The sequence below is a fragment of the Collinsella aerofaciens genome, from assembly GCF_015548375.1.
Classification (GTDB): Bacteria; Actinomycetota; Coriobacteriia; order Coriobacteriales; family Coriobacteriaceae; genus Collinsella; species Collinsella aerofaciens_AB.
Genome location: NZ_JADMWW010000009.1, coordinates 1 through 21,022, shown reverse-complemented (window position 1 = coordinate 21,022; position 21,022 = coordinate 1). Strand labels below are relative to the sequence as shown.

Here is a 21,022-nt window from a genome sequence, read left to right as displayed (position 1 = left end):
GATTAAGCCTCCTCGGTCTTACTCAGTCCACCAAACCTACGGTCACGGCCCTGATAGGCCAAAATGGCGTCGACAAGGCCCCAACGATCAAAGTCGGGCCAATAGGTATCGGTGACGTAGAATTCGGAATAAGCCACCTGCCACAGCAGATAGTTCGAAAGGCGCAGCTCACCAGAGGTGCGAATCACAAGCTCAGGATCGGGAAGGCCGGCGGTATAGAGATGGGAAGCCACCATGTCGTCATCAATTGCGGCAGGATCGATCTTACCGGCGGCAGCGTCGAGTGCAATCTGACGGACAGCGCGGGTAATCTCGGCACGCGCGCCGTAGTTGACGGCAAGCGCCAGCGTCATACCGGTGTGATCGGCGCACTCGGCAAGACCGCGTTCAAAAACGTCGCGGGTCTTCTTGGGCAGCGCGGAAATGTCACCCAAAAAGACAACACGCACGTTTTCGCGCTTCAGAAGCGGCAGCTCGTCGATAAACGTCTTGGCAAACAGATGCATCAAGACGTTGACCTCATGCTGCGGACGGTTCCAGTTTTCGGTAGAAAACGCATAGGCAGAAAGCACGTCGACGCCCAGGCGCACGCAGGCGGTAATGATCTCGCGCAGCGAGACGATACCTGCCTTATGACCCTCGGTGCGTGCAAGACCGCGCGACGTGGCCCAACGACCGTTGCCGTCCATGATGCACGAGATATGGTGCGGAATGTTATTGAGGTCAAGGTCGGAAAAACCGACGCCCGCAGGGGCGTCGGCAAAGTACTCGACCAGTTTATGCTTGTCGTATTGCACCTTAGATCTCCATGACCTCGGCTTCTTTTTCCTTCAGAAGCTCCTCGACCTTGGCGACATACTCATCGGTGTGCTTCTGGACCTTGGCCTGCTCGCGACGGACATCGTCCTCGGTGAGCTCCTCATCGCGCTCGAGCTTATTGTTGAAGTCGCGACGGATGCTACGGATAGACACCTTGGCCTGCTCGGCGTACTCGCGGCACTCCTTGACGAGCTCGCGACGGCGCTCCTCAGTGGGGGCCGGGAACGGCAGACGAACGACGGTGCCATCGGAGTTGGGGGTAATGCCCAGATCGGAAGCGCCGATGGCCTTGACGATAGCGTTGATGAGCGCCTTGTCCCACGGCTCGATGAGCAGCATGTGAGCCTCGGGGGTCTTGACGGCGGCAATCTGCGTGACCGGCGTGGGGACACCGTAATAATCAACGGTGATGTCGGACAGAATGTTGGCGTTGGCGCGACCGGTACGGACCTTGGAGAAGTTATGCTTGAGGGACTCGAGCGACTTGTCCATATGGGCGGTGATGTTCTCTGCCATGCTTAATCCTCCTGATAGACGAGCGTGCCGACGGGCTCACCCGCGAGCGCGCGCTTGACGGTGTCCTCGCCATCGATGTTGAGGACCAAAATCGGCATACGGTTATCCTGGCACAGTGCCGTAGCCGTGGAATCCATAACCTGCAGACCGCGGACGAGAACCTCGTGATAGGTAATCTTGTCAAAACGGACGGCATCGGCGCACTTGACGGGATCCTTGTCGTAGATGCCGTCAACCTTGGTGGCTTTAATCAGAATCTCGGCGCCGATCTCGCACGCACGAAGAGCCGCGGCGGTGTCGGTCGTAAAGTACGGATTGCCCGAACCGGCAGCGAAGATGACGACGTTGCCCTTGGACAGATGGTTGATAGCGCGGCGACGAATATAGGGCTCGCAGATCTCGTTCATCTGGATAGCGCTCATCACGCGGCAGGGAACATCGTTGTGCTCGAAGGCATCCTGCAGGGCGAGCGCGTTCATAACGGTTGCCAGCATGCCCATGTAGTCGGCCTGAGCACGCTCCATGCCACCGGCAGCGCCTGCCATGCCGCGGAAAATATTGCCGCCGCCGACAACGACGCCGACCTCATGGCCAACGGCGAGCAGCTCCTTGACCTGCTTGGCAAGATGGTCGGTAACCTTGGGGTCAATGCCATATTGGCCGTCGCCCATCAGTGCTTCGCCGGAAAGCTTAAGAAGCACGCGTTTATATCGGATGTCGGACAAAGCGATCCTCCTTTAATTAGACTCTCAATATGATATCAAAGGCTTAACGGAGAGCCATGAAAAAGCAGGCTGTGAGTAAAACCCACAGCCTGCTCATTACCAGCTACAAGAGCTTATTTACTCGCCACGGACCAGACGGTCGAAGGCAACGACGGTAATGGTGTCGCCAAGCTCCTTGGAGACCTGCTCAGCGTACTTCTTGATGGTGAGGGAGCTGTCCTTGATGAACTCCTGCTCGGTGAGCACGGACTGCTTGTAGAACTTCTCCAGACGGCCGACAGCCATCTTCTCCTGGATAGCCTCGGGCTTGCCGGACTCGGCAGCCTGAGCCATGTAGATCTGCTTCTCGTGCTCGACGGTCTCGGCCGGAACCTGATCGCGGGTAGCGCAGATCGGGGCGACGGCGGCAACCTGAAGGGCAACGTCGTGAGCGAAGGCCTTGAAGGACTCAGCCTGAGCGGTCTCGGCCTTCTCGAAGGCGAACTCGACGAGGACGCCGATCTTACCACCCATGTGGATGTAAGAAGCGAGCGCGCCGTTCTCGGCCTTGCGGGCAGCGAAGCGGGAGATCTTCATGTTCTCGCCCATGATGTGAATCATCTCGGTGAGCTCGGAGGAAACGGTCTCCTCGCCCATCGGCTTCTCGAGCAGAGCGTCGACGTCAGCAGGCTCGGTGGTAGCGACAACCTCAGCGACCTTGGAAGCAAAGCCGGTGAACTTGGCGTTGGAGCCAACGAAGTCGGTCTCGCAGGAGAGCTCGAGCAGAGCGCCGGTCTTGCCATCCTCGGAGACGAACGCGGCGACAGCGCCCTCGTTGGTCTCACGGCCAGCCTTCTTGGCAGCCTTGGCAAGGCCGTTCTTACGAAGAACGTCGACAGCGGCGTCCATGTCGCCGTCAGCCTCGACGAGAGCCTTCTTGCACTCCATCATCGGGGAGTCGGTCATCTCGCGGAGCTGCTTGACCATAGCGGCGGTAATCTGGGCCATTGTGGTTCCTTTCAAAGAGATGAAAAAGAATTAACTAAGACTGATTTACTCGGCCTTGGGCTCAGCGGCCATCTCGGCCTCGGAGACCTGCTCCTTGCCGGAGCCAGCGAGGCAGGCGTCAGCCATGAGCTCGCACATAAGGGTGACAGCAGAGATAGCGTCATCGTTGCAGGGGATGCCGTACTCGACCTCGTCGGGATCGGAGTTGGTGTCGATCAGAGCGACGACGGGGATGTTCAGGCGCTGAGCCTCCTTGATGGCGTTCTCCTCGCGCTTGGTGTCGATGACGAAGAGAGCCTGGGGCAGACCCTTCATGTCGCGGGCGCCACCGAGGTTGGTCTGGAGCTTGGTGAGCTCCTTGCCGAGAACAGCCTGCTCCTTCTTGGGTAGCACTGCCATGCGGCCGTCCTCGACCATGGCCTCAAGCTCCTCCATGCGGTTGATGCGGGAGCGGATGGTGACGAAGTTGGTCAGCATGCCGCCGAGCCAACGCTGGTTGATGTAAGGCATGTTGGCGCGCTCAGCAGCGTTCTTGACGGCCTCCTGAGCCTGCTTCTTGGTGCCGACGAACAGCACGTTGCCGCCCTTGGCGACGTTCTTGACGAAGGTGTAGGCCTGGTCGGCGTCGAGGATAGTCTGCTTGAGGTCGAGGATGTAGATGCCGTTGCGCTCACCGAAGATGAACGGCTTCATCTTGGGGTTCCAGCGACGGGTCTGGTGACCGAAGTGGCAGCCGGCCTCGAGCAGGGTGCGGATATTAATCTTGGTAGCCATGTTAAACCTCCTGTGGTTTGCCTCCGCGCGGGGTCATCCTCCAAAACCAACCCGGACATGTGCTACCAAAGCCCGGGCACCACGGTATGAAGTAGCCGCGCGTGCGTGATATAAACCTGTTGCCGTGAAGCAACCCGATGAATGATAGCAGGAATGCATCTTCCTGCCAACCCGCAATCAAAACCACACACCTGAGCGCGGCGCGGGACGTCCCAGCCACTATTCGCCGCGGGGATGGGCTTGAGCCACAGCCCGCTTAAGCCGATCGGGTGTGAGATGCGTGTAGATCTGCGTCGTGGACAGGCTCGCATGACCCAGCAGCTCTTGAACCGAGCGCAGGTCCGCGCCGCCCTCGAGCAAGTCGGTCGCAAAGGTATGGCGCATCGCATGCGGGGCGATGTCGGCCGGAATGCCGGCGAGCGTCGCCAGCGTATGGAACCGCCGCCTGAACATGGCGGCACTCATGCGATTGCCGCGCACCGATATAAGCAGCGGATGCGGCCCGGTGGCGGGGTCACGGCGCTTTGCCTGAGCGAGCAACACCGGCCTCCCCTCCTCAATATAGAAACGAGTCACCTCGAGCGCACGACGATACAGGGGGACGATACGTTCTTTGCTCCCCTTGCCCCACAGGCGCAGCGTGCGCTCGGACCATGAGATGGATTCCACATTGAGCGCCGCAAGCTCTGAGATGCGGGCACCCGAGGCATAGAGCAACTCGAGCATCGCCGCATCGCGCAGTCCCGCGGGTGTTGAGGTATCGGGGGCTTTGAGGAGTGCCTCCACCTGTTGAGTCGTAAGGACGCCCGGCAGGTCGCGCGGCAGCTTGGGCGATGCGATCGCCGAGACCGCATCGCCCTCGACAATCCCCTCGACAGCCATCCACCGATAGAGTGAGCGAATGGCAGACAGGTGTGCCGCAAGGGTCCGAGCCGCCACCTGGCCACGCGACAGCTCGGCCAAATAGGAACGAACGGTCCGTACGTCGGCGGCGCGAGCGTCGATGCCCTCGCGTTCGCACCAGGCAGCAAAGCGCTCCAGCCTCGAGCCATAGGCCGTCACCGTGTTGGGAGAAAGTCCCTCGACACATGCGATATAGGCGATAAACGAGTCGACGGCATCGTACAGGTCAAAGGCTATGACCGGTCGCCTCCAAACAGATCGGGGCGAGTGGCCAGATAGGCATCAAGAGCCTCGAGCGCACGGTCCGCATACGCCTGATAGCGGTCGCGCTTGCTGCGACGCTTACCGTCCTCGAGCGGCGGCACCAGGCCAAAGTTGACATGCATGGGCTGGTAGCCCACGGTGGCAGGATCGGTCGCATAGCCCACGAGCGCGCCCAGGGCGCCCACGCGGGGCAACTCGACGCCCGCGGCGCCGATAGCCTCGGCATAGGTGTTGAGCGCCGCGAGCAGACCGGTCGCCACGGCTTCCATGTACCCCTCGGTGCCGGTGATCTGACCGGCCAGGCGCACGCCGGTACCAGGCACGGCAAAGGTGCCATCGAGCACGTGCGGGGCGTCGACAAAGGTATTACGGTGCATGACACCGTAGCGGAAGAACTCAGCGTTCTCCAGGCCCGGCACCATATGGAAGACGCGCTTCTGCTCGCCAAAGGTCAAGTTGGTCTGGAAGCCCACCAGGTTATAGGCGGTCTTCTCCTTATTCTCGGCACGCAGCTGAATCGCCGCCCAGGGACGACGACCGGTTCGCGGGTCGGTGAGGCCGACGGGCTTCATGGCGCCAAAGCGAATGGCGTCCTTGCCGGTGCGCGCAACTTCCTCGGCAGGCTGGCAGGCCTGGAACAGATCGCCGCCCTCAAAGTCCTTGAGCACCACGCGGTCGGCCGTGGTAAGCGCCTCGATAAAGGCCTCGTACTCCTCCTTGTTGAGCGGAGCGTTGAGATAGTCGCCGCTCCCCTGCTCCTCGTAGCGCGACTGCGAGAACAGCACGTCCATATCGAGCGTGGAGGCATCGACGATCGGCGCCGCGGCATCGAAGAACGCAAGGGCGTCGCCACCGACGAGCTTCATGACCTCTTCGCTCAGCGCCGGCGAGCACAAGGGGCCGGCGGCAATGACCACGTGACCTTCGGGAATCTGCGTGACCTCGCCGTGAATGATCTCGATATTGGGACGGGCGGCAACCTCGGCCTCGACAAGCTCGGAAAACTTGACGCGGTCGACCGCCAGGGCACCGCCGGCGGGAACAGCCGCGCGATGGGCGCAATCGAGCAGGACTGAACCCATGCGCTCAAGCTCGGCCTTCAGCAAACCAGCCGCGGAATCGGAACGGGTCGACTTAAACGAATTGGAGCAGACGAGCTCTGCCAAGTGATCGGTATGGTGAGCCGGGGAGCTAACCTGGGGGCGCATCTCGCACAGCTTAACGGCAAAACCGCGGTCTGCCAGCTGGATCGCGCATTCCGAACCCGCCAGACCGCCACCGATAACCGTCACCTGATCAAACAGCATCTGCAAACACCTTTCTAATTGACATGTTTTCCATTGTGACCGAAGGGTGTCTGGGCGTGAAGGGCAAACTTGGAGGGCGCATACCTTCCATCCATCATGCGCTCGATAAGACCCTCGAGCTCAAGCGAACCCAGGAGCTTAAGTACGCCGACAGCATCGAGCGAGACGAGCGCCGCAATGTCGTCGACCTTGAGCGGAGAGGCGATGAGCGCATGCATCACGGTCTGCTGTGTTGGATCCAGGTCGGCAATGCCGGGAGCATCGGGGCGCGAGTAGCGCAGGGTGCCGTAGATGCGTGAGATAGCCATCTCGATAGATTCCTCGTCGATGATGCAGCAGGCACCGTTCGCAATGAGGTAATTCGTGCCACGCGACTCGGGCGATAGGATCGACCCCGGCACGACAAGAAGTTCGCGCCCCAAATCCATAGCAGCCTCGGCTGTAGAAAACGTCCCGGAAGGCATACCCGCCTCGGAAACAAAGAGGGCTTGCGACAGGGCCGCGATCACGCGATTGCGGCGCGGAAAGGCGAACTTGCGCGGACCCATGCCCCACGGAGAGATCGACACGACCGCGCCACCCGTATCGAGCGTGCGAGTAATAAGCCCCGCGCTCGAACGCGGGTAGACCACGTCGGCGCCCGTCCCCAGCACCACGACGTGTTTGCCGCCGGCGTTGACCGCAGCCCAACCCGAGGCCTGGTCACAACCGACCGCGCCGCCCGAAACTACCGTCACTCCCGCCTCGACCGCCACCTTTGCCGCAAGCTCTGCCACGGCAAGACCATACGGCGAGGCCTTACGCGCGCCGATGATGGAGAGCGCGGGCGTCGAAAGCACCTTGGGGTTGCCGCGCACATAAAGCGTCTGGGGTACATCAGAAAGCTCCAAAACGGTCTCGGGATACAACGCATCACCTGGATGCAGCTCAAAGGTCCCCTCGGCCATCATTGGTCCCTCCTTCCATGGTACATCGCCGCCTCGAGCACGTGGTCCTGCGTCACTTGCTCGCTCTCGGCGACATCTGCGATCGTACGCGCAATGCGAACCAGGCGCACGATGCCACGCCCTGTGAGATGTGTGCGTTTGGACAGGCCGAGTACGCATTTCTCGGCAGCATCATCAAGCTCAAAGGTCGAAACGACGCCGTCAATGGACCGCGTCTCGTCATCCTCGGCCTCAGCATCCGCATCGTCCATACGGGATTCGCGCCAAGCGCGAAAAGCGCGACCGCGCGCAACGTAGTCACGCAACTCAGTCGACGACATACCCTCCGCACCCTCGATAATCACTTGGGGGTCGGGACGGGTCACATCGATCATCATGTCGATACGGTCGGCCAAAGGACCGCGCAGTTTAGACCGATAGCGCTCGACCATCGCCGCCGAGCAGCGACACGGCACCTCGCGATCGCCCAAAAAGCCGCAGGGGCAGGGATTGCTCGCGGCCAGCAGCTGAAAGCGCGACGGAAACGTAAAGGCCCCGTCAACGCGCACGATCCTCACGTACCCGCGCTCGATGGGCTGACGCAGCGTCTGCAGCACGCCGGTGGGAAACTCGGCGAGCTCGTCCAAAAAGAGCACGCCGCCATGAGCCAAGCTAATTTCGCCCGGATGCACCGGACGCCCGCCGCCGATAAGTCCCGCGGTCGAAATACTGTGATGCGGACTGCGGAAGGGGCGATGCCCCGCAAGCAGTCCATCGATGTTCTCGCCCAAGACCGAATGGATGCACAGCGCCTCTTGCTGATCCTCGAGAGAAAGCTCGGGCAGGATGCCGGTCATGCGCCGCGCAAGCATGGTCTTGCCCGAACCGGGCGAACCGATCATGAGCAATCCGAGCTCGCCGGCGGCCGCAAGCGCCATGCCACGTTTGGCGACCTCCTGCCCCAGAACGTCGGCATAATCGAGCTCGGGCTCAAAGGTCGCCTCGAGCACTTCAGAATCCAGGTAATGCCGTGCGGCATCCCCCATGCCATGGGCAAGCTGAGATAGGTGGTCGATAAACCCGCAGTCAACGCCCGCAAGCGGGACATGCTGATCGGACCTACCGGCGATAAAGGAAAGCCCCATATCGCGCGCCAACAGCTGAAACGCCACCTCGCCTTTGACGGGTGGCACCGTGCCGTCCAGGCCAAGCTCTCCTGCGATAAGGCAACGATCGAGGTTGTCACGGGGAATCTGCCCATCGGCCGCCAGAACCGCGATGGCGATGGGCAGGTCAAAACCGCTGCCAGTTTTGCGGATATCGCCAGGTGCCAGGTTGACGGTAATGCCAGACCGAGGGATCTCGAAGCCGGCCGAGCGCATGGCGCACCGGATACGCCCGCGCGACTCCATCACCTCCATACTCGGAATGCCGAGCATCTGGATGCCCGGAACGCCACCGGCAAGCGAGACCTCGACGGTAACGGGAATTGCCTCAACGCCGCGGATGCAGGCCGCATGCACGGCAAACGTCTCGAACGCCATCACGACACCTGCCAATCGAACGCATTGTACTGATGCTCGATCTCGGCGACATGCCCGCCGCGGATGGTGACGCCCACGACATCGAAGCGAATCGACCTGAGCGGATAGTGCTCCATGAGATAGCAACTTGCGATACGGCGATACCGACGCTGCTTTTGGGCGTCCACGGCCTCCTCGGGAAAGACCCGCGTGGTGCAATCCAGGGCGACGCGTCTCGTCTTGACCTCGGCCATCACAACGACATCGTCGAGCTCATCGAGCAGCACCAGATCGGCTTCACCCTCAATGCAACGATAGCCCTGCTCCAACAAGGTGTATCCACGCTCGTTAAAGTAATCGATGGTGATCAGCTCGCCCAGCATGCCGAGCTCGCGGGGACTGAGCCCCTTGATAAACTCGGGCGTAATCGCCCCGCAGTCGAGCTCGCCGTCTTCCCAGCGCTCCTTGAGTTGCTGCGTCTTGCTCTTTTTGCTTGCGGCACACATGGGGTCTCCTTTCCCGCACACTGCATTGCCCCGATGATGAGGGCACCTTTCATGCGGGTAAGTACCGGAAGCAAACCAATAGCTGACCAAATGCCGACAAAAAACGGACCGTACGCAACACTCACGTTGCACACGGCCCGCTACCAGCAGGTTTATAAAACCCCAGAGGTCCCTGTCTCCACAATTGACCTAGAAAAGGCGCTCAGTCTGCAGAAAGTTTCCGCAAAAGCTCACGCGGTGCAGTGGACAAAGTCCATGTTTGCGAATGGCCTCGATATGCTCGGGGCTTGCATAGCCCTTCGACTCGGCCAGATGGTACTCGGGATACTCGGCGTCGTACTCGACCATCATTTCGTCACGCGTGACCTTGGCCATGATGGATGCCGCGGCGATACAGGCGATCTTGGCATCGCCCTTGACCACGTCGCGCTCGTTAGGAACGGCGCCCAAGGGGTTGCCATCCATGAGGACGCAGTCGGGTTCAAGTCCCGTATCGGCCACGGCGCCCGCAACGGCGGCACGGATAGCACGGGCCATGCCCATCTCATCGATATCCTTCGGCGCGATATGGCAAAAACCGATCGCCGTCGCCACCTCGGCAATCTTCACTGAGAGCAACTCGCGGCGCGCGGGCGTGAGCTTTTTGGAATCGTTGATACCCCAGACGCGCGGCTCCATAGGAAGACAGACGGCGCATACCGTCAAAGGACCGGCCACCGATCCGCGACCCACCTCGTCGACACCAACGACCACCCCATCGCCGCCAAGCTCGTGCATAAGCTCGTACATGTCATTGACGCGCTCGCGCTCGACAAGCTCTTTGGCATGGCGTTTGAGGGCGCGTTCACAAGCCTTGATCACCTGCTGGCGCGGGTCCTCGCGATAATGCTCCACGAGGGCGGGAATCTCCTCAAACGTAGCGCTCGCCAACTCACCGGCAACCTGCGATGCCGAAACCGAGCTCGTCATGTTGGCCATACCAGGCCCTCCTTGCATGCAAATCAGATAAAAAGAAGGGCCACCCGAAGGTGACCCTTGTGTCCAAACGAGTGGACAGACGCTGCGATCTTCTTAGCGCTTCTCGGGGATGCGAGCAGCCTTGCCCACCTTGTCGCGGAGGTAGTACAGCTTGGCGCGACGGACGCGACCATGGCGAACGACCTCGAGCTTGGCGATCTTGGGGCTGTGAAGCGGGAAGGTACGCTCAACACCGACACCGAAGGAAATCTTGCGGACGGTGAAGGTCTCACGGGCACCGGCGCCGGCCATGCGGATGACGTCACCCTGGAAAACCTGGATGCGCTCGCGGTCGCCTTCCTTAATGCGGTAGTGAACCTTGACGTTGTCGGCAACGCGGACCTGCGGGATGTCCTCGCGGATCTGCTGACGCTCGATTGCGCGGATGTAATCCATGTGCAATTCCTTACTCTTCTAGAGGTGCCGTACCACCTTGGCCGGCACGTAGTTGAACAAACGTATTCGAGTATACACGCGCAGGTTTGCGCTGCAAGAACTATTTTTTACGCAGACAAAAAGACAAAACCCGCACATGATAACCGCCCGTCTCAAATATGAGACGGGCGGTATGAAGGGGGCTACGTTACGCGCGGAAACGCAAGGCGTTAGGCGTTACGCTTGGCCTCGAGCTTGGCCTGGGCGGCAGCGAGACGTGCGAGCGGCACGCGGTAGGGCGAGCAGGACACGTAGTCCACATCGGCCACGTTGAACAGGCCCTTGATGGACTTGGGGTCGCCGCCGTGCTCACCGCACACACCAAAGTGCATGCCGGGGTTGGTGGCGCGACCCTTGGCCACGGCCATGCGCACCAGCTCGAGCACCGCCGTGTCGATGGTCTCGAAGGGGTTATCCTTCAGAATCTTCTTGTGCATGTACAGCGGGATGAACTTGGCCTCGGCATCGTCGCGGGAGAAGCCGAAGGTCGTCTGCGTGAGGTCGTTAGTGCCAAAGCAGAAGAAGTCGGCGTGCTGGGCGATCTCGTCGGCAACCATGCAGGCGCGCGGCAGCTCGAGCATCGTGCCCACGGGGATATTGAGCTCAACGCCCTCCTCGGCGGAAACCTCGGCGATCACGCGCTCAATGACCTCGCGCGTCTGGACATGCTCGGCCGTAATGGAGACGAGCGGAACCATGATCTCGGGACGCGGGTCGACACCCTCCTTGATGAGACGGGCGGCAGCCGTAGCCACAGCGCGGACCTGCATGAGCGGCAGGTCACCGAAGACGACGGACAGACGCACGCCGCGCAGGCCCAGCATGGGGTTGGACTCAACCATGCTATCGATGCGGCGCAGGCGGGCACGCAGGGCGGCGAGCTCCTCCTCGGGAGCGCCAGCGGCTTCCTTCTTGGTGATGGCGACTTCGAGCTCGCGAGGATCATCCAGGAACTCGTGCAGCGGCGGATCGAGCAGACGAACGACCACATCGCGGCCGGACATGGTCTTGAACATAGCCAAGAAGTCCTCGGTCTGGACCTTGAGCAAATCGGCGAGCGCCTGCTGCTTCACGGCCTCGTCATCGGACAGGATAAAGCTCTGGATGATGTTCTTGCGATCGCCCAGGAACATATGCTCGGTGCGGCACAGGCCGATGGCCTCGGCGCCAAACTCAAGCGCAAGCTCGGCATCCTCGGGGTTGTCGGCGTTGACGCGCACGTGGTTGGCGTGGCCGCAGGTCTCGTCCAGACGAATCTCGTCGGCCCAGGACAGAATGGTGTCCAGGTCGCCCGTGAGCTCGGCGGAGACCAGGTCGACCGCACCGTCGACGACGATGCCCTGGGTTCCGTCGATGGAGATGATGTCGCCCTCGTGCAGTACGCGATCGCTGCCTTCGATGCGCACAACCTTCTCGGCCGCGTCAATATGGAAGCGCTCGACACCGCAGACGCAGGGCGTACCCATGCCGCGAGCAATAACGGCGGCGTGGCTTGTCTTGCCGCCATGGCTCGTCAGGATGCCCTCGGCGGCAACCATGCCCTTCAGGTCGTCGGGGTTGGTCTCCCAGCGGACCAAGATGACCTTGTGGCCTTCGGCAGAACGCACGACGGCGTCATCGCTCGAGAACACGACCTCGCCCACGGCGGCACCGGGGCTGGCGTTAAGGCCAGTCGCGAGCGCCTCGTACTTCTTGGAGGAATCGAACTGCGGATGTAAGAGCTGGCCGAGCTGCGCAGGGTCGATGCGGCTCACGGCCTCCTCACGAGTAATGAGGCCCTCCTCGACCATCTCGATGGCGATGCGCAGGGCCGCCGTGGCGGCGCGCTTGCCCACGCGGGTCTGGAGCATCCAGAGCTTGCCCTGCTCGATGGTGAACTCAATGTCGCACATATCGCGATAGTGATCCTCGAGCGTCAGGAACACGCGCTCGAGCTCATCGCCTGCAGACTCGAGGCCCGGAGTGGTCTTGAGGTCGGCGATGGGCTCGGTGTTGCGGATGCCGGCGACAACGTCCTCGCCCTGAGCGTTGACCAGAAAGTCGCCGTAGAATTCCTTGGTGCCGTCGGCCGGATTGCGCGTGAAGGCGACGCCGGTCGCGGAGGTCTCGCCCTTGTTGCCAAAGGCCATGGCCTGAACGTTGACGGCGGTGCCGAGCTCGTCGGAGATGCCGTGCTGCTTGCGGTAGATGCAGGCGCGCTCGTTCATCCAACTGCCAAAGACGGCCTGGATGGCAAGGCGCAACTGGAGCTCCGGGTCGTGCGGGAAGATGGGCTTGCCATCGACGACCTCGAGCTCGGGATACAGGGCAGCCTCGACGTTATCGGAGAAGATGCCCTTGAAGGTCTCGACGAGCTCCTGCAGGTCCTCGGCCGAAAGCTCGGAATCGACGCGGACGCCGGCAACCAGGCGGGCCTGGGTCAGGGCGTTCTCGAACAGGTCGGCGTCGACGCCCATGACGACGTTGGAGAACATCTGGATAAAGCGGCGATAGCTGTCCCAAGCAAAGCGCGGGTTCTGCGTCTGGGCGATGAGGCCCAGGACGGAATCGTCGTTGAGGCCCAGATTGAGGACCGTGTCCATCATGCCGGGCATGGAGAACGGAGCGCCAGAGCGCACCGAGACGAGCAGCGGATCGTTGGCATCTCCGAGCTTCTTGCCGCAGCGGGCTTCGAGGTCGGCCTCGGCGGCAACGATCTCGTCAAGCGCGCCGGCAGGCCAAACATTGCCGGCACCGGAGTACTCAACGCAGGTCTGGCAGGTAATGGTAAAGCCACCGGGGACCGGCAGGCCGATACGGCTCATCTCGGCAAGGTTAGCGCCCTTGCCGCCAAGCACAAAGTTCATAGACTTGTCGCCCTCGGTGACACAAGTGCCCTGGGCGTCGGTTCCAAAACGGTAAACCCTCTTGCAATCGCTCACGATACTTCCCCTTCTATGTGTTCGCACACACGACCGTGGTAACGAATCGACCCGCCGGATGCGGACCGTGAGGGAACTATACGGCGGGTTTTGGGCGGGCTTGAGCAGAGGCTGCGCGGTTTGGTAAACGTGCTAAAACTGGCGGTAAACGGTAGGTAAAGGTGGTTACCTTATGAAGATACCAGTACAACGTAGTCGCAGGTCAAAAGCGGTATAAACTGCTAAAACGCTTTAGCAAAAAGCTGTAATTATTGTAATGGAATCTCTTAAACTACGCAATAGCCAAGAAAGACAAAATCTATCAGAAGTATTTGTCCCAGGGATTTTGGTCAGAGTAGCTAATTTGGGACGGGGCTATTTTAGCCACCCCGGCAGATAGCGCGAATGCTTTGGCGGAGTAACGGCCGGGGTAGCTAAAAAAGCCCCATTACAGTTTGAGTCGTCCGAAAGGGCGGCTCCTTACTAGTTCTGGTAATACGATTGAGCCGTACCGATGGTCGCTGGCCGACCGCGACCGCGACGCGGCCTCCACCCGAGACCCCCATCTCGACACATAGCCCGTCATCCGACGAAAGCGCGCAGGTCGTCCTGTATAGGCGCATGGTGTCCCCCTCCGCCGCAAGAGGGAAACGAAAAAGCCCCTCTTTGCCACTACGGACAAAAGGGGCCTCCCAGGGGAAACGTGTTACAAAGCCTTCTTTGCAGGACGATGAAGATCAGAAACCCAACGTCGTACGCGTAGGGACTTACCCAACACCCACGCCATTTCGATCTTCTGGGCCTTCAACGCCACGTCCCGATAAGCATCCGGGCATCGGAATGACCTCGTCGCAAGCCGCAAGCATCTCTTCGTCATGAGTGACAACAATTACAATATGGTCTCTCTTAACCTCATGAAGCAATTTAATTAGCGCGCTCCGGCTCTTCGCATCAAGAGCTGAAGTTGACTCAAGAAACAACATGACGTCCGGCGATTTCAACATCTGCCGCACAATTGCGATGTTCTGCTTCTCCCCGCCGGACACCCCTCCTTTCTTGCTGCCAAGCATCGCTGCCGCCCCGTTCTCCGCAGCGGCAATCATTTTGTCTAACCCCAATATGGCAAGCATCCGATTCAGTTTGTCGGCCTCGAAATCATCAGAAAGCAGCGTAAGATTATCGAGGATCGTCCCCCCAACAATAGGGGGCTCTTGCTCCGTAATGCCAACTCGGCACCGCCGCAATGCGTATCGGTCGATGCGACGCTGTGATACCCCGTTGTAGAGGACGGCCCCTTCCGTGTTATCTGGATATAGACCCAATATCACTGACAGCAGCGAGCTCTTCCCCGAGCCATTTCTTCTTGCTTACTGTTTTTCTTATATTGTAACGATTTTCGATAAGAGGAAAGATTACTCCATGACGCGCAAGCCCGAACTCTAAGCGTTTCCCATCAGCATTGCCCATTTTTCGGATCGAAATCCAAATCCAGCTTCCTATCGCATGCTGAAATCAAATCCTGATCATGGCTTACAACAAGAATTAGCTGATCGAAGGGATTTCGATGAATATACTCCGTGAACTCCCGACGGCTTTCTTCATCTAAATCGTTCGTTGGTTCATCGAACACAAGCACTTCCGGCTGCCTGCGAAGTGCTGCGAATATCCTTAGCTTTCGATACTCTCCACCAGAAAGGTCTCTACAATTCTTGCCTTTTAACGATTCGACGGTTCGATAGAAACTCGGCACAAGCTCTCGGAGGTTTTCGCTCGATCCCCGAATCGACGTCCTCTCAAGGTAATTCTCCACCGTTTCGTTCGGAATAAAGAGCTTTTGCGGGCACACCGCAAACAGGTCCCGTCGGATCGTCTCCATATCGAGCTCTTCATATGGCACCGACCCCAAAGCCCGATGTCCCCCAGCAGAATATAGTCCAAGGAGCACCTTCAGAAACGTGCTTTTTCCGCATCCGTTCGGCCCGGTAATGGCATAGGTTTTTCCTTCCTCCACCTCCACGGAGAGGTCGCGGTATAAGTAGGGCTTTCCCGCGTATCGGTACGCGATGTTGGACAACGATATGCTCTCCACGTGCCCAACCGTGAGGGTGCCGCGGTCCTCGGCGTCCTCCGTCAGAGCCCCCAATCGGTCGAACGAGGCCCTTGCGTCCTGATACGATTTGAAATAATTCAAAAAATACTTGAAGCATCCGAACGCCATCGAGTAATACGAGTTCACCATTGTGAACTCGCCTAAGCTCATTCTTCCGCTCAATATTTCCATCCCGGAGATCACGAGCAGTGCCCCCCGAAACACAGACGAGATCAGGCCGTCGCTTGATGTGGCCAGATTCGAGACCCTACTTGCTTTCATGTAAATCGGGTAGTACCCCTCGAATACCCCTTTGAGCGTCCGAGCGCTCTGGTTATATGCGCCATCGCACTTAATGTCAAACAACTGCGACAGCTCGCCGCTCACGGACGCGAAAAGCTTACTCAAACCCTCCTTGTTCGCAAGCGAACTGTTGTACAACGGCTTTTTCAACGCCCTGAATAAAATGAAGTACGCAACAAGCGAACATGCACTTAACACCAGGAACACCGGATTAATCGAAAACAGGATGATGCATATCAACACAACCAGAACGATGTTAAGCCCGATCGTCAGGAAGTTGTTCACGACAAACGATGACACCGCATTCGAATCCGCATACACCCTCTGCGTTGTATAGGATGGATCCGCCTGCTCCCCCTTTTCCAGGGGCCCCCGTTCAAACGACTCACACGTGGTCCCCATCAGTCTCGTCGTCATCTCCAAGATGACGCGCGATACGTTCACACCCATCGCATACGACATGAAGGAGGCCGATATCCCTATGCCCGCAACAAAGGCCGCAAACCACACGACGCGAGATGGATCCCTATTCGTCACGAGAAAGTCTACAAACCCACCGTTTAAGGCGGGCATGACGCACGAGAGAGCAAAATTCACCAGCATGAGAATCACGAAAAGCCGTGACCCTTTACACCGAAACAACTCGTGAACCGTCTTCTTAAACATGCCAGCTCCCATCAAGCGGCCTTTTATCCAAAACTGAATTTGCTCGCCGCTTAATCGCTCCCATATATCCCTTGTTGTTAATCCTTGCTCAAGACATTATCTCGGGTTGCGGTGCCCAGGATTCCATTTCACCTTTATATACATACGAATAAGCCCCCTATTTGCATAGGCAAGCGCGGCGATTATAACAGCAGCCACCATCAGACCGAGAATAGCCCTTTTGTCCGGAAAAAGGGACGAGAGAAAAAGGCATATTGCGGAGAAAACTATAGACGCCCCCACCACTCGGTTTGCGCCTAGAGACTCGGCCGTCCGCTTTGCCTCCTCTAAACGCTCTCCCGATAGCAATGACATTCCGGCAAGCAATCCCGTGAGCTTGCCTCGATATATCATTATTCCGAACAACAGCAGCAGGCATGACCCCACCATTGAAACCACAACGTCCGACATCGCCATCACTCCAGTCCACTCCTTCAATACCAGCCCTATCGACAAACATCAAAACTTTTTTTAACCTAATATTGTATATCGATATAAATATATTCTTTTTTATATCGTTTCGATTTGTGATATTTTATCGAACGAGTTGCTATTCGAGGAAGATAGGCCACAACCAAAGGAGATCAATGGAATCCGTGAATGTTTGGAGCGCGCAAATCTCATCATTGCCTGGAGTCATCCCTATCCCCCTCGTCCCAAGCTACCTTCGCAGTGAACCAAATAACCGCCTGAGCGTCCTAAGCTCAGATGGGAAACAAATCTATACGATCCTCAACAGGGTCGCTAAAGAGATTCTTGACTTATGCGACGGCACCTGCGATTTGCCCAAAATTCTCCGTCTGTTCCAAGAAAAATACCCAGATCAACCGCGCGAGACGCTAGCGCATGACCTGGCCCAAACCCTGCATAGCCTGACCGTAAACTGTCTTATCGTTTGGAAGAAAGAAGGGAGATATATGAACGACCCTTTCGGCTCCGATTACCTAACATCGGTGAATCCCGACGAGCTGCTTATTCTCGCGGACGCGAGCAGGTTTGCTGAAATCGAAGAGGCGGCTGCAAAATCCCTCTCTGCAAAACAGTCCAAAAATGGCAATAGGATCTATTTCTCTGAGTTCGACGTTGAGCCCGAATTGGAGAACTTTCTGGTTCTTCGCCAAAGGCTCTTTTCCTTTACCCATGATTATTTTCTACTCACGAGCCAGTCCGGAGAAATTAATGGATTGATAATATGCGAGCCGGCCACTAATCCCGCCGGCCGCAGCGTCATCATCAAATTTATCTCATGCAGCTCCACGCTGCTTGCCGGTGTGCTCGACCGCCTTGCGGAATACTACGGATCTTCCGCTCCCAAAGCCTACCGCGCGCTCAGAATTGACGCGCCTGATTCCACCCCAATCGCCGAACAACTTGACCATTCCGACCAGCGCCTTGGCTTTTCCTTAGTCGGCACCCTGCCCAATGAGCTCGACTCGGGCGACGTCAAGCTGTTTGTTCGCCCGCTCGATAAGAAGCAATAATGAGCATGCCGGCAATAATCGGAGCGCCCCACAGCGTTGCGCTCGACATTACAAACAAATGCAACCTTCGTTGTCTACACTGCTTCAACAACAGTGGAGAAAACGATGTCGTCGCGAACGAATTATCCGACAACGAAGTCCTCGAACTCGTCGACTCGATTTGTCAAATGCACCCCTTTAGCTTCTGCTTCTGCGGAGGCGAGACCCTCCTGCGAAAGGATCTTGTCATCGAGTCCTTGCGGCGGCTCAGCGCATCTGGCGTCAAATGCAACCTCGTGTCAAACGGTCTGCTCGCAAACTCAAATACTTTGCATGAGCTCGAACGCGCCGGTTTAAACGGCATACAGTTTAGCCTCGATGGCCTACGCGATTCTCACGAACATATGCGAGGACTCTCGGGATTATACGACCGGGTGCTCGACGCCATCGATATCACGCTGAACGAAACCTCACTGCACCTTTCAATTGCCTTTTGTCCGACATCGTTCAATGTCGACGATTTCAAACCAGTTTGCACGATGCTTCGAGACAAGCTGAAATCGTCGGGTAGAACTGACCGAATTGACCTTAGAGTTCAGCCGCTCATGCTCCTCGGTAGAGCCCGAAGAAACCGCACGATTCGCCCTTCGAATAATCAATACCGTCGGCTAGTCAACACGATCAATGACCTTCGATACGATCCGGACTATCGAGGCTATTTCATGCTTGAGTGGGGCGACCCCATCGACCACTTGGTCAGATTCCCTCAACTGCAAATGCAATTTGACCAAGTGGCCATCCACGCCAATGGCGATATCGTCGCATCCCCCTATATACCTCTCATCATCGGAAACGTTCGCAAACACAGCCTTCAGGAATACTACGATGCCGGAATGGCAACCGTTTGGGATAAGCCCGTTGTTACCGCGTTGGCCAATCGTATGCACTCGATTGACGAGATGGAAGAGATCTCATCGTTGATTGCAGACATCAATATGGACGGCGACCTCTATATCGACCTGATCGACGATGATCTAGGCGACCTGAGCGTCCTGTCACAATTCTAAGGAGATGTTCCCATGTATGAGACCCCAGAAGTAGAGAAGATGGATTCCAAAACCGGCCCCGTTCCCGTTGTGGTCAACTTTGCAGCCGTCGTGGATAACGTAGTCGCAGCCGTCTATGATGCCGTCGTTGCGGCCTACGCATTCTGGTACTCGGCAGACAACGACGGCACCGGGACGAGTGCAGCACAGAACTAGTCGCCGGCTCATCGAGCAATCGCCTCGCCTATCACTGCATGCGATTGACTGCGCAGCCCCAGCCAACGCCCAAAGCGCCTTGAAGAGCTGCTTGTAACATTCGTTCATTCAACAGCGAGATCTCTTCACCATTCTCGGCCGGCCCGACAGATCGACACATCAGTCGGGCCGGCCAGACTTATACAACGCGGCGACTCCGCTCACGCTACCCCCCCCCGAAACTCACGCTGTCATCACACGGGCAATCAACAGTGAATCCTGTTATGCGACATGGGCAAACGGCCACGTGCGCGATTAAAACGAATTCACTTAACAGACTTCAAGAATGCTTTAGCACCGCAGGATGGCCATACGCGGAGCGCGGCACGCATAAGCCAAAAGCGGCATTAAAAGCCATCCCCTTCCCTGCTGAATGCGCGTCCTAGCCCATCAACCGGTCGGACCATCGCGAAGATGATCCGTGCTTCCATACTGCAATGCGATATCAAGCATCACGAATAGTCCCCGCCCAACGGGGTTCTCCCCTCCGCAGGCGTTTCGGAACCCGCCCCCATCCCAAATTCCCACGCAGCGGCCGCGTTCACCGCCGCCGCGGGGGCCCTAGCTCCCCCGCGGCGCGGGCACGGGCGGCGAGGTCGGATGTGAAAGCCGGACCGCAGAGGTATCGAGCGCACGCGGCCAGGGCCTCGAGGGCGCCTGGCGGGTAGGGAGATCCGAGCATGAGGCAGGACAACGCGCAGGCCCGCGAAAGGTTCACGAGCTCCCCCGCGACGCGGCTGGACCCTCGGCTGCCCCTCGTAAAGGATGCAGAAGACACGGTCGAGGTCCGACGGTTCGACCAGGCTGTACCGGCAGTCCGCGTACAGTGCGCAGCCCCTCCCGCGCGGGTCGCCGTCCGAGTCCTCATCCGGCTCATGATGGCGCACCTCAACCCAAAGGCCCTCCAACACGTCGTCGAACCCGAAATCGAGCTCCGCCTGGACGCTCTCGCCGAGCGCATCGCCCAGGGCGAGCTCCGGCACCTTCGTCACACGGCCGTCCAGCCACTCAATCTCTGTCATCGCGCGCATGGTGCAAGCCCCTTCCGACACGGGATTGTCAGCTCAACCCGACCCTTACCCATACGGACGAACATAACTCGCCAGGGGGAAGCCCCTGAAGGCCGTGCGCCACAACATGAGGCCGAATCCGCCCCCGGCTGGACAGGCCAACAACGAAGGAGCACACGGAACCGGCGCGGCGTTACAACCGTCCCGGCAAGCGTGTCACTTGGCCAAGTCATGATGCCGACAAACCCGGAAATGCTCCAACGGAGCGCCGAACGAGCGTAACAATATAAAGCCGTGCAACACGCGTTGGACGACCAGAACATCCCAAACAAAGGCCTGCCGGTCCCACCTTCAAGCCCAATAGCAAAATGTGCATCAGCGGATTTGCAGCGATACAAGTCTCAACCATCACACCGCAGCGCGCCTAGTCCCACTCATCCTACTGCAAATGTCCCAGAACGAGAAAACGACCAGCTTAACATGCCACCCTTTATATCCGCACGCGCGTAATTCAACTCATAAGGACCGGCTATCCCTTACCTGTGACACAAT

At 58.5% G+C, this 21,022-nt stretch carries 18 protein-coding genes and 1 pseudogene; 3 read left to right on the top strand and 16 right to left on the bottom strand.

Annotated features, from left to right (window positions below):
- Positions 1–2 precede the first annotated feature (2 nt).
- The 16 genes and pseudogenes from I1969_RS05245 to I1969_RS05170 all read right to left on the bottom strand — a co-directional run bounded on the left by I1969_RS05245 (position 3) and on the right by I1969_RS05170 (position 17,116).
- Positions 3–797 carry an isoprenyl transferase gene (locus I1969_RS05245; protein WP_161155514.1) on the bottom strand — a complete coding sequence of 265 codons (795 nt, stop codon included), beginning with the start codon at positions 795–797 and terminating at the stop codon, positions 3–5.
- Position 798: 1 nt separating this feature from the next.
- Positions 799–1,335, bottom strand: a complete 537-nt coding sequence (gene frr / locus I1969_RS05240) for a ribosome recycling factor (RefSeq protein WP_195233588.1) — start codon at positions 1,333–1,335, stop codon at positions 799–801.
- A gap of 2 nt (positions 1,336–1,337) precedes the next feature.
- Entirely contained in the window at positions 1,338–2,060 is a 723-nt protein-coding gene (gene pyrH, locus I1969_RS05235) for a UMP kinase (RefSeq protein WP_040359955.1), read from the bottom strand.
- 117 nt (positions 2,061–2,177) lie between these two features.
- A complete protein-coding gene (gene tsf, locus I1969_RS05230; RefSeq protein ID WP_089573406.1) occupies positions 2,178–3,047 on the bottom strand; it encodes a translation elongation factor Ts in 870 nt (289 codons plus the stop codon).
- 45 nt (positions 3,048–3,092) lie between these two features.
- A complete protein-coding gene (gene rpsB / locus I1969_RS05225; RefSeq protein ID WP_006236109.1) occupies positions 3,093–3,821 on the bottom strand; it encodes a 30S ribosomal protein S2 in 729 nt (242 codons plus the stop codon).
- A 219-nt stretch (positions 3,822–4,040) separates the two neighbouring features.
- Positions 4,041–4,949 carry a tyrosine recombinase gene (locus I1969_RS05220; protein WP_229028276.1) on the bottom strand — a complete coding sequence of 303 codons (909 nt, stop codon included), beginning with the start codon at positions 4,947–4,949 and terminating at the stop codon, positions 4,041–4,043.
- Positions 4,950–4,957: 8 nt separating this feature from the next.
- Positions 4,958–6,295: a methylenetetrahydrofolate--tRNA-(uracil(54)-C(5))-methyltransferase (FADH(2)-oxidizing) TrmFO gene (gene trmFO, locus I1969_RS05215; protein WP_195233586.1), complete on the bottom strand. Its 1,338-nt coding sequence runs from the start codon at positions 6,293–6,295 to the stop codon at positions 4,958–4,960.
- 14 nt (positions 6,296–6,309) lie between these two features.
- Entirely contained in the window at positions 6,310–7,245 is a 936-nt protein-coding gene (locus I1969_RS05210) for a DNA-processing protein DprA (protein WP_324248647.1), read from the bottom strand.
- Positions 7,242–8,765 carry a YifB family Mg chelatase-like AAA ATPase gene (locus tag I1969_RS05205; RefSeq protein ID WP_195233584.1) on the bottom strand — a complete coding sequence of 508 codons (1,524 nt, stop codon included), beginning with the start codon at positions 8,763–8,765 and terminating at the stop codon, positions 7,242–7,244. Before I1969_RS05205 ends, I1969_RS05210 begins: the two co-directional genes overlap by 4 nt.
- Complete coding sequence (locus tag I1969_RS05200) at positions 8,765–9,250, bottom strand: YraN family protein (RefSeq protein WP_195233582.1); 486 nt, start codon at positions 9,248–9,250, stop codon at positions 8,765–8,767. Before I1969_RS05200 ends, I1969_RS05205 begins: the two co-directional genes overlap by 1 nt.
- 189 nt (positions 9,251–9,439) lie before the next feature.
- Positions 9,440–10,228, bottom strand: coding sequence for a ribonuclease HII (locus I1969_RS05195; RefSeq protein ID WP_195233580.1), 789 nt, complete (start codon positions 10,226–10,228; stop codon positions 9,440–9,442).
- Between the two features lie 93 nt (positions 10,229–10,321).
- Positions 10,322–10,663: a 50S ribosomal protein L19 gene (gene rplS / locus I1969_RS05190; protein ID WP_117583231.1), complete on the bottom strand. Its 342-nt coding sequence runs from the start codon at positions 10,661–10,663 to the stop codon at positions 10,322–10,324.
- A gap of 209 nt (positions 10,664–10,872) precedes the next feature.
- On the bottom strand, positions 10,873–13,623 hold the full coding sequence (gene ppdK / locus I1969_RS05185) for a pyruvate, phosphate dikinase (protein ID WP_195233577.1): 2,751 nt from the start codon (positions 13,621–13,623) through the stop codon (positions 10,873–10,875).
- Positions 13,624–14,369: 746 nt separating this feature from the next.
- Positions 14,370–14,951: pseudogene (locus tag I1969_RS05180) on the bottom strand (ATP-binding cassette domain-containing protein); the annotation flags it as partial.
- A gap of 104 nt (positions 14,952–15,055) precedes the next feature.
- Positions 15,056–16,660: an ATP-binding cassette domain-containing protein gene (locus I1969_RS05175; protein WP_195233573.1), complete on the bottom strand. Its 1,605-nt coding sequence runs from the start codon at positions 16,658–16,660 to the stop codon at positions 15,056–15,058.
- 96 nt (positions 16,661–16,756) lie between these two features.
- Positions 16,757–17,116 carry a hypothetical protein gene (locus I1969_RS05170; protein WP_195233565.1) on the bottom strand — a complete coding sequence of 120 codons (360 nt, stop codon included), beginning with the start codon at positions 17,114–17,116 and terminating at the stop codon, positions 16,757–16,759.
- Between the two features lie 170 nt (positions 17,117–17,286).
- Between I1969_RS05170 and I1969_RS05165 the strand changes: the two genes are divergently transcribed.
- The 3 genes from I1969_RS05165 to I1969_RS05155 are packed head-to-tail and all read left to right on the top strand — an operon-like array spanning position 17,287 to position 19,421.
- Positions 17,287–18,180, top strand: a complete 894-nt coding sequence (locus I1969_RS05165; protein WP_195233563.1) for a PqqD family protein — start codon at positions 17,287–17,289, stop codon at positions 18,178–18,180.
- Positions 18,180–19,226: a radical SAM/SPASM domain-containing protein gene (locus tag I1969_RS05160; protein ID WP_195233561.1), complete on the top strand. Its 1,047-nt coding sequence runs from the start codon at positions 18,180–18,182 to the stop codon at positions 19,224–19,226. The genes I1969_RS05165 and I1969_RS05160 overlap by 1 nt, the downstream gene beginning before the upstream one ends.
- A gap of 12 nt (positions 19,227–19,238) precedes the next feature.
- Positions 19,239–19,421 (top strand): hypothetical protein, encoded by a 183-nt coding sequence (locus I1969_RS05155; RefSeq protein WP_195233559.1) that lies wholly within the window; start codon positions 19,239–19,241, stop codon positions 19,419–19,421.
- The last annotated feature ends 1,601 nt before the right edge of the window (positions 19,422–21,022 follow it).